The following is an 8788-nucleotide window of genomic DNA, read 5'->3' as shown; positions in this document are numbered from 1 at the left end:
CTCGGCGACGGTGTCGTCACCGAGCAGGAGCCGGCGGGCGGGCGGGGCCGACGCGTCAGCGGCGCCCGCCGTCGCCCACGGCACGCCGAGCTGCGTGAAGGTCGCCTCGGCCGCCACCGCACGCAGCAGCGTGCGCTCGATGTCGCGCACGACCAGGTGCTCGGCCGGACCCTCGCCGACGCGGTCGACGAAGGCGGCGGGGATGGGGTGCGGCTCAGGAGCGGTGCGCACCGCCTCCAGCACGGTCATGTACGCCTCGGTGTCGGCGAGCGCCGACAGCAGCTCCGCCTCCCCCGCCCGCGCGTCGAGGAGGTTCTCGAGCAGATCGGTGCGGCCGAAACGGTGCGCGTGGGAGCCGTCCGGGCCGTCCACCCGCACCTCGTCGAGCACGTACAGCAGGGTCGCCGATGCCTCCGAGCCGTGGATCGTGATGAACGGCTCGGCCTCCTCCGGCCCGCAGAGGGTGAGCGCGCACGTGATGTCGGGGCCGCGGCCGGCGCGACGGATGCGCACCACGCTGGTGTCGTCGCTCTCGACCGGATTCGCCCGGTGGAGGTCGACCTCCACCCGTGCGCCCTGCTCGGCCCTGCGCACCCCGGCCACCGCGAGCGCGGTCACGACCGCGTGGGAGAGGGCGTTGGTCACCACGCCGTCGACCACGTCGACGCCGTCGAGCCTCCTGCGGCCCGCCCAGCGCGAGCGCGAGAAGTACGCGCGGTCGCGCATCCACGCCCCCACGGCGGTCACCGCCCGCACCTCGCCGAAGCGGCCGTCGGCGATGGCGTCGCGCAGCCACGGCAGGGCGTGGGAGCCGAGGCTCTGGAAGCCGACCTGCACGAGCCTCCCCGCTCCCTCTGCCGCTGCCCGCAGCCGGGCGATCTGGGCGAGGGAGGTGACCGGCGGCTTCTCGAGATAGAGGTCGGCGCCCGACGCCAGCACCCGCTCGGCCAGCTCGAAGTGGGTGTGGAGGGGCGTGGAGACGATGACGACGTCGAGGTCGTGTTCGCCGGCGAGCAGCGCGCTCAGGTCGGGATAGGCGCGGGCGCCGGCGGGGAGCTCGCCGGCCTCCAGCGGAGAGGGGTCGGCGATCGCGACGAGCTCGGCGCGGCCGAGGGCGGCGAGGCGGGCGAGGTTCGCGCGGTGCACCGCACCGAAGCCGTGCGCGCCCACGAGGGCGATGCGTGCGGGCGGGTGCTCGGTCATCGGGGCGCTCCCTTCTGGTCCAGTGTGACGGAGGGGGTCCCGGCACGCCGCCCGTGCGGCGTGGCGGGACCCCGTGTCGAGGGTCAGGCCCGACGCGGATGCACGTCGGAGACGGGCGCGTCGGCGGTCGCCTCGGCGGTCGCCGTGGCATTCGCGGTACCCGCCTCGCCCGGCCGGGCGTCGCTCCTCTGGTCGAGCGCGTCCAGCCCCAGCTTCGCCGTCTCGCGAGACCGCCACGCGGCGGCGGCCGAGACGAGCGACAGCACCAGGGTCAGCGTGCCGATGATGAGCGGTACCGAGGCGCTCCCGGGAGGGGCGATGGCGGTGAAGATGCTCGGCAGGAACCCGGTGATGAACAGGGCGAGGTTCTGCGACACCGCGAAGCCCGTCACGCGGGTGCGGGTCGGGAAAAGCTCCTGGAAGTAGCTCGCGAAGGTCGCGTTCCACATCTGGTAGAGCACGCCGAAAATCAGGATGGCGAGCACGATCGTCAGCGGCACGTTGCCGGTGCTGACGACGAACAGGTACGCGAACGACAGCAGACCGGCGGCCAGCGGGCCGAAGATCATCAGCGGGCGACGGCCGATGCGGTCGGACAGCATCCCGAACAGCGGGATGAGGATGATCGCGACGATGTTGGCGAGCACCGGGATCCACAGGTAGACGGAGGGGCTCATCCCGACCCCGTACGCCGGCTGCGTCGCGTACGCGGTGCCGAACACGACGACGGTCGTGCCGATCACGTTGGCGAGGCCCATGCAGACCGCGCGGAAGACGGTCCCGCCGTTCTCGCGGAAGAGCTGCGCGACCGGCACGCGGGGGACGCGCGACTCCTTCTCCTCGCGGAGGAACGCGGGGGTCTCCTCCACGCGGGACCGGATGATCAGGCCGGCGACGATGACGACGACGCTCAGCAGGAAGGGAATGCGCCAGCCCCACGCCTGGAACGCCTCCGGCGACAGGAAGGTCGACAGCGGGATGAAGCTCGCCGACGCGAGGATGCTGCCGGCCTGCGTGCCCTGGAGGCTGAAGCTGGTGAAGAAGCCGCGCCGCCCTTCCGGAGCGTGCTCGGCGATCATCGCGCTCGCGCCGCCCAGCTCGCCGGCGACCGCGAAGCCCTGCACGAGCCGCAGCACCACGAGCAGGATCGGCGCCAGCACGCCGACCTGGGCGTAGGTCGGCAGCAGGCCGACGAGCAGGGTCGAGAGGCCCATCAGCATCATCGCGAAGACGAGGATGCGCTTGCGGCCGTACTTGTCGCCGAAATTGCCGAGCACGAACGCACCGACCGGCCGCGCGACGTAGCCGACGCCGTAGGTGGCGAGGGAGGCGATGAGCGCGACCGCGGGGCTCTCGGCCGGGAAGAAGATCTGGGGGAAGACCAGCGCCGCGGCGGACGCGTAGATCGAGAAGTCGTAGTACTCGAGCGCGCTGCCGAACCAGCCGCTGATCGCGGCCCGCCGGGGCATGCGCCGCTCGTTCTCCGATGTCACGCCGTTGTCGGGCATCGTCATCTCCTGTCGTCGTCGACTAGTGGATGGTAACGGGTCGCGTGGTGGTAAGCGCTTTCCGTTGTAGTCGTCTCAGATTAGGTTGGATCGATTCAGGTGTCAAGAGTCGGGTGCGCAGGGACTGTTCGGCCGGATATCACGGCACGTTCCGCGGTTGGATGCCGGATGGGCGGTGACTGGAACTACGGAACCCTCGCCGCCGACACGGCGTGTCGGCCGGCTCGACCGGAGGTCGCGGGCGGAACGCGGCGAAACACCGGAGTTGCGGCCGGGACGAACGCTGCGGGCCGGGCCGGGCAGCGGCCGGATGCCGGAACTCCGGGCCGGGCAGCGCCGGAACGCCGGAGTCGCGCGCCCGCGCGCGGCGTGGCGCGGGCGGGGACCGGAGTCAGGGGCGTGCCGCCAGCGCGGCGCCGGCCTCGCGCGCCCAGCGCGTGGGCTGCGCCATCGCGGCGGACGGATCGCCGGCGAGGCGGTCGAGCGCGCGGGCGGCGGCGAAGCCGTCCGGCTCGGCGGCGAGCGAGCCCGCGACCAGCAGCGGCGTCGCGCCCGCGGCGCGGGCGAGGCCGGCCACGTAGGTCGGCACCTTGCCGGCCGCCGACTGGGAGTCGAACCGGCCCTCGCCCGTGATCACCACGTCCGCGTCGGCGATGAGCGCCGGCAGCCCGATCACCGACCCCACGGCGGAGGCGCCGGAGGCGAGGGTCGCTCCCCAGGCGAGGAGGCCGTAGCCGGTGCCGCCCGCCGCGCCCGCCCCCGGTGCGTCGGGGCGGCCGACCGCGGTGAGGAGAGTGGTGAGCCCGGCCTCCAGCGCCTCGATCTCGGCCGGGCCCGCGCCCTTCTGCGGGCCGAACACCGCGGCCGCGCCGAGCGGGCCCAGGAGAGGGCTCGTGACGTCGCTCAGGATGATCGCGCCACCCGGAGGCAGCGGGCGCAGCCCGGTGAGGTCCGCCTCCCGGATCGCCGCCAGGCCGCGACCGCCGAGCGGAACGGGGTCGCCCGCGTCGTCGACGAAGCGGGCGCCGAGCGCGGTCAGCGCGCCGGTGCCGCCGTCGGTGGACGAGCTGCCGCCGATCGCGAGCACGAGCCGTTCGGCGCCCGCGTCGATGGCCGCCGCGATGGCCTCGCCGAAGCCGACGGTGTGCGCGTCGAGCGGGAGCAGCGCGTCCAGGAGACCCAGCCCGCTTGTGGCCGCGAGCTCGACCACCGCGGTCCCGTCCGGCAGCAGCACCCACCCGGAGTCGACCGGGGCGCCCGCCGGGCCCGTGACCTGCAGCGGGCGGTGGGAGGCGCCGGGGACGGCCGCGAGGAACGCGTCGAGCGTCCCCTCGCCGCCGTCGGCCATCGGCGCCAGGACGACGGTGTCGCCGGGACGGACCTCGCGCCAGCCCTCGGCGAGCGCGGCGGCCACCTCGGTGGCCGATGCTGTGCCCTTGAAGGAGTCGGGGGCGATGACGATGCGGAGGCTGCGCGCTCCGTCGCCGACCTCTGCTGCCATGCCGCTCAGTCTGCCATGCCCGGCCCCGCGGCCACGCCCGACCCCACGGTCACGGCCGGCCCAGAGCCACGCCCGACCCCGCGGCCACGCCTGGCCCCACGATCACGCCCTACCCCGCAGCCACGCCCGACCGAGCCACCACTCCCAGCGGCACGTGCCGCGCGAACGCCTCCACCGTGCGCGCGACGGCTTCGGCCGGAGGGGCCGCCCAGAGCGCGGCGTTGAAGATCTCGACCTCCACGTCTCCCGCGTAGCCGGTGGCCTCCACCGCCTCCGTCAGCGCCGCGAAGTCGACGTGGCCGTCGCCGGGCAGCCCGCGGGCGAGCAATGCGTCGGCGGGGATCGGGGTCAGGAAGTCGCATACCTGGTAGGTCGCGATGCGTCCGGCCGCGCCGGCGCGGGCGATCTGGGCGAGCACGTCCGGGTCCCACCAGATGTGGAAGGTGTCGACCGCGACGCCGACCGACGACGCAGGGAACGGCTCCGCCAGGTCGAGCGCCTGACGCAGGGTCGACACGACCGCGCGGTCGGCGGCGTACATCGGGTGCAGCGGCTCGATGGCGAGCGTCACGCCGGCGGCGCGGGCCTCCGGCTCCAGCTCGGCGACGGCCTCGGCCACGCGGCGGCGCGCCCCGGCCAGGTCGGTCGATCCCGCGGGCAGGCCGCCGGCGACGAGCACGAGCACGGCCGCCGACCCGGGCGCGCCCGCCGCAGCCAGCGCCGCGGTCTCGTCGATGGCGCGGCGGTTGTCGTCGAGGGCCGCACGGCGCTCCGGCCCCTCTGCGGCGGTGAAGAAGCCGCCGCGGCACAGGCTGGACACGCGCAGCCCGGAGCCGGCGACCATCCGCGCGGCCTCTGCCAGCCCGACCTCCGCCACGGGCTCGCGCCACAGCCCGATCGCCTGGACGCCCGCGTCGGCGGTGGCGCGCAGGGCGTCGGCGAGGCTCGCGTGCTTGACGGTGGCCTGGTTGATCGACAGGCGCGGGTGCGCGGCCGTCACGACGCCACCCCGTTCAGCGCCAGGAGGTCGTGCCAGCGCCGGGCGGCGAGCTCCGGCCGCTCAAGGGCACCGCAGGCGCCGGCGAGCCGCACGATCTCGGAGAGGTGCGGGAGGCTGCGGGCCGCGTGCAGGCCGCCCACCATGCTGAACGCCTCCTGATGCCCGTTGAGCCAGGAGAGGAAGGCGACACCGGACTTGTAGAAGTACGTCGGCGCCGCGAACACCTGCCGCGAGAGCGCCTGCGTCGGCTCCAGGATGGCGCGGAACCGGGCAGGGTCGCCCGCGTCGAGCGCCTGGATCGCCGCCGAGGCCGACGGTGCGAGCGCCGCGAATGCGCCGAGCAGCGCGTCGGAGTGCCGCTCGCCGTCGCCCGCGATCAGCCCGGCGTAGTTGAAGTCGTCGCCGGTGAACATGCGGACGCCGCGCGGGAGGCGGGCCCGCAGCGCGACCTCCGCCTCCGCGTCGAGCAGGCTCAGCTTGATGCCCGCGACGCGGTCGCCCGCCGACTCGATGATGCGCAGGACGGTGTCGGCGTCGCCGAAGTACCCCTCCAGCTCCGGGTCGAACGCCGTGCCGAGCCAGTGGAGCACGACCGGTGCGCCCGCCGCGTCGAGCACCTCGCGGTACACGCGCTCGTAGTCGGCGGGCGACTGGGCGGCGCGTGCGAGGTGGCGGCTGGCCATCAGGACGACGCCGGCGCCCGCGTCCTCGGTGCGATGCAGCTGCTCCTTGTAAGCGTCGACGACCGCGTCGAGCGTGATGACGCGCTCCTCGACGTGGTCGGTGTTGACGCCCGCGACGATGCTGCCGCCGACCGCGCGCGCCTCGGCGGCGCTGCGGGCGATCAGCTCGCGCGTCGCGGCGGCGTCGAGGCCCATGTTGCGCTGGGCGGTGTCCATCGCGTCGGCGACGCCGAGGCCCCACGACCAGAGGTGGTGCCGGTAGGCGAGCGTCGCCTCCCAGTCGATGTCCGCCGGCGCGCCGGGCACGTTGTCGGCCCACGGCTTCGGGATGACGTGCGCGGCCGCGTACGCCACCCGTGACCGCAGCGGGCCGGTGGGACGCTCGAAGGCCGACGCCTCGCCGAGGTCGGCACGCGCGGTCGTTCCGTCGGGCCGCAGGAGCGTGACCGGGTGGAGGCCGGTGGCCGCGATGCTCATGCGCGCGCCCCGGCCAGAGGGGAGGCGAACTCGCCGAGCGAGAGCGGCGCGAGCTCGACGCGGCGCCCCTCCCGCGACGACCGCAGTCCCTCCTCGGCCAGCTGCACGCCGCGGGCGCCCGCCAGGAAGTCGTACGGGTGCGGGGCGTCCTCGATCACGTGGCGGAGGAACTGCTCCCACTGGGTCTTGAAGCCGTTCTCGAACACCTCGTTCGCCGGAGACTCGATCCAGTCGGAGGAGTAGTCGTGCTCGTCGGCGAGGTCGGGGTTCCACACCGGCTTCGGCGTCGCGTTGCGCGGCTGGATCTTGCAGCCGAACAGCCCGACGACCGCGCTGCCGTGCGTACCGTCGACCTGGAACTCCACCAGCTCGTCGCGGTTGACGCGCGTCGTCCAGCTGGAGTTGAGCTGGGCGGTGACCCCGCCCTCCAGCTCGAAGATCGCGTAGGCGGCGTCGTCGGCCGTCGCCGCGTACGGGCGGCCCCGCTCGTCGGAGCGCTGCGGGATCTCGGTCGTCGCGTGCGCATAGACCGAGCGGACGCCGCCGAACAGGTTCTCGAGCACGTAGCTCCAGTGCGGGAACATGTCGACGACGATGCCGCCGCCGTCCTCGGCCCGGTAGTTCCAGCTCGGGCGCTGCGCCGCCTGCCAGTCGCCCTCGAAGACCCAGTAGCCGAACTCGCCGCGCACCGAGAGGATGCGGCCGAAGAAGCCGGAGTCGATCAGCCGCTTCAGCTTGCGCAGCCCGGGCAGGTAGAGCTTGTCGTGCACGACGCCGTTCTTGATGCCGGCGTCGTCGGCGAGCCGGGCGAGCTCCAGCGCCTCCTCGACGCTCTCGGCGGTCGGCTTCTCGGTGTAGATCGCTTTGCCGGCCGCGATGGCCTTGCGGATCGCGGCGGCCCGCGCCTTCGTGACCAGGAAGTCGGCGTAGATCTGCCAGCGGTCGTCGGCGAGCGCGGCGTCGAGATCGGTGGTCCAGTGCTGGAGGTCGTGGCGGCGGGCGAGCTCGGCCAGCTTCTCCTCGTTGCGCCCGACGAGCAGCGGCTCGACCTGGACGCGACGGCCGTCGGAGAGCTCGACGCCGCCCTGCTCGCGGATCGCGAGGATCGACCGGACGAGGTGCTGCCGGTAGCCCATGCGCCCGGAGACGCCGTTCATGATGATGCCGATGGACGACACGTGTACTCCTTCGTGCTCGTGTGGTGCGCCCGCTCCGGATGTGCTCCGGACGCGTTTGGAAAGCGCTTACCAAGCGTAAGCGCGGCACCGGCCCTGGGTCAAGAGGGGCGTCGGGCTAGCGGCCGGGCGTCGACGCGCGCAGCCGCACCTCGGCGGTGATCGCCGCCGAGGCCTCCACCGGCCCGTCGGCCAGGGCCAGCTCCAGTGCCCGCGCCCCGATCTCGGCGAGGGGCAGCGCCACCGAGGTGAGCGCCGGCGTCACATCGGCGGCGAGCGGGATGTCGTCGAAGCCGGCGACGGCGACCTCGCCGCCGGGCGCGATACCGGCCTCGCGCAGCGCGGCCATCGCGCCGACCGCCATGACGTCGCTCACCGCGAAGACGCAGTCGGGCCGCGCGCCGGAGGCGAGCAGGTCCGCCATCGCGCGCTGGCCGCCCTCGCGGGAGAACTCCGCGTGCCGCACGCTCGCCTCCGGAGCCGCCGACAGGAAGCCCTGCACGCGGTCGCGGACGGTGACGAGCTCCTCCGGGCCGGCGAGCACCGCGAAGTCGCGGTAGCCGATGCGCCGCAGCTCGCGGGCCAGGGCCGCAGCGCCTCCGCCGTTGTCCACCTCGATCGAGCGGATGCCCGCCGCGCCGGCGCCGATCGCGGCCACGCGCTCCGCCGCGCCGGTCGGGGCGGCGGCACCCGCGACCCGGCTGCCGGCGAGCACCACCGCGCGCGGACGCTGGCCGCGCAGGGTGGCGAGCGCGGCCTCCTCGCGGGCCACCGACTCAGGCCCCGCGTAGGGCCCGGTCGCCGTGATCGTCACGATGAGGCCGCGCTCGTCCGCCACGCGCATGACCCCGGAGGCGATGGAGGAGAAGTACGGGTCGGCGATGTCGCCGACGACGAGCGCCACCACGTTGCTGGTGCCGCGCGCGACCGCCTGCGCCTGCACGTTGGCGCTGTAGCCGAGCGACCGGGCGGAGGCGAGCACGCGCTCCTGCAGATCCGGCTTCACGCGGCGTTCGCTGCCGTTGAGCACGCGCGACGCCGTCGCCAGGGACACCCCGGCGTGCGCCGCGACCTCGACGAGGGTGGGTGCCTTGTCGCTCATGGGATCAACCTACCGGGCGTGATCATCGGACCGAGTTGGCACGACACGCCGTCTCCGCCGGCGGCGGGACGGCGTGTTGCGCCAAGTCGATCGTCCGGCGGGGACAGGGCAGGGCAGGGCCTGTCTCTTATACACATCT

General features: G+C 74.3%; 7 protein-coding genes. All 7 read right to left on the bottom strand.

Features of this window, described 5'->3' with window-relative positions; translation table 11 throughout:
• The coding region (locus tag ACR9ZG_RS16475; protein ID WP_481285934.1) for a Gfo/Idh/MocA family protein at positions 1 to 1203 on the bottom strand (1203 nt) is incomplete at its 3' end.
• Positions 1204 to 1286: 83 nt separating this feature from the next.
• Positions 1287 to 2711: an MFS transporter gene (locus tag ACR9ZG_RS16470; protein ID WP_481285933.1), complete on the bottom strand. Its 1425-nt coding sequence runs from the start codon at positions 2709 to 2711 to the stop codon at positions 1287 to 1289.
• A gap of 391 nt (positions 2712 to 3102) precedes the next feature.
• Positions 3103 to 4212: a glycerate kinase gene (locus ACR9ZG_RS16465; RefSeq protein WP_481285932.1), complete on the bottom strand. Its 1110-nt coding sequence runs from the start codon at positions 4210 to 4212 to the stop codon at positions 3103 to 3105.
• 109 nt (positions 4213 to 4321) lie between these two features.
• The gene (locus ACR9ZG_RS16460) at positions 4322 to 5212 is read right to left on the bottom strand and encodes a sugar phosphate isomerase/epimerase family protein (RefSeq protein WP_481285931.1); all 891 of its coding nucleotides are present in this window, start codon (positions 5210 to 5212) and stop codon (positions 4322 to 4324) included.
• Entirely contained in the window at positions 5209 to 6372 is a 1164-nt protein-coding gene (locus tag ACR9ZG_RS16455) for a dihydrodipicolinate synthase family protein (RefSeq protein ID WP_481285930.1), read from the bottom strand. Before ACR9ZG_RS16455 ends, ACR9ZG_RS16460 begins: the two co-directional genes overlap by 4 nt.
• Positions 6369 to 7550, bottom strand: coding sequence for a Gfo/Idh/MocA family protein (locus ACR9ZG_RS16450; RefSeq protein WP_481285929.1), 1182 nt, complete (start codon positions 7548 to 7550; stop codon positions 6369 to 6371). Before ACR9ZG_RS16450 ends, ACR9ZG_RS16455 begins: the two co-directional genes overlap by 4 nt.
• Positions 7551 to 7665: 115 nt before the next feature.
• Positions 7666 to 8649, bottom strand: coding sequence for a LacI family DNA-binding transcriptional regulator (locus ACR9ZG_RS16445; RefSeq protein WP_481285928.1), 984 nt, complete (start codon positions 8647 to 8649; stop codon positions 7666 to 7668).
• Between the last annotated feature and the right edge of the window lie 139 nt (positions 8650 to 8788).

The organism is Leifsonia sp. KNZ12-8B (assembly GCF_056755495.1).
The sequence above is the reverse complement of the archived record's forward strand: the minus strand, read 5'-3'. Positions and strand labels throughout refer to the sequence as shown.

What these genes read in the sequence shown, in the direction of transcription:
- ACR9ZG_RS16445 (WP_481285928.1), bottom strand. Translation starts at nt 8,649, where the DNA reads ATGAGCGACAAGGCACCCACCCTCGTCGAGGTCGCGGCGCACGCCGGG.
- ACR9ZG_RS16470 (WP_481285933.1), bottom strand. Translation starts at nt 2,711, where the DNA reads ATGCCCGACAACGGCGTGACATCGGAGAACGAGCGGCGCATGCCCCGG.
- ACR9ZG_RS16455 (WP_481285930.1), bottom strand. Translation starts at nt 6,372, where the DNA reads ATGAGCATCGCGGCCACCGGCCTCCACCCGGTCACGCTCCTGCGGCCC.
- ACR9ZG_RS16465 (WP_481285932.1), bottom strand. Translation starts at nt 4,212, where the DNA reads ATGGCAGCAGAGGTCGGCGACGGAGCGCGCAGCCTCCGCATCGTCATC.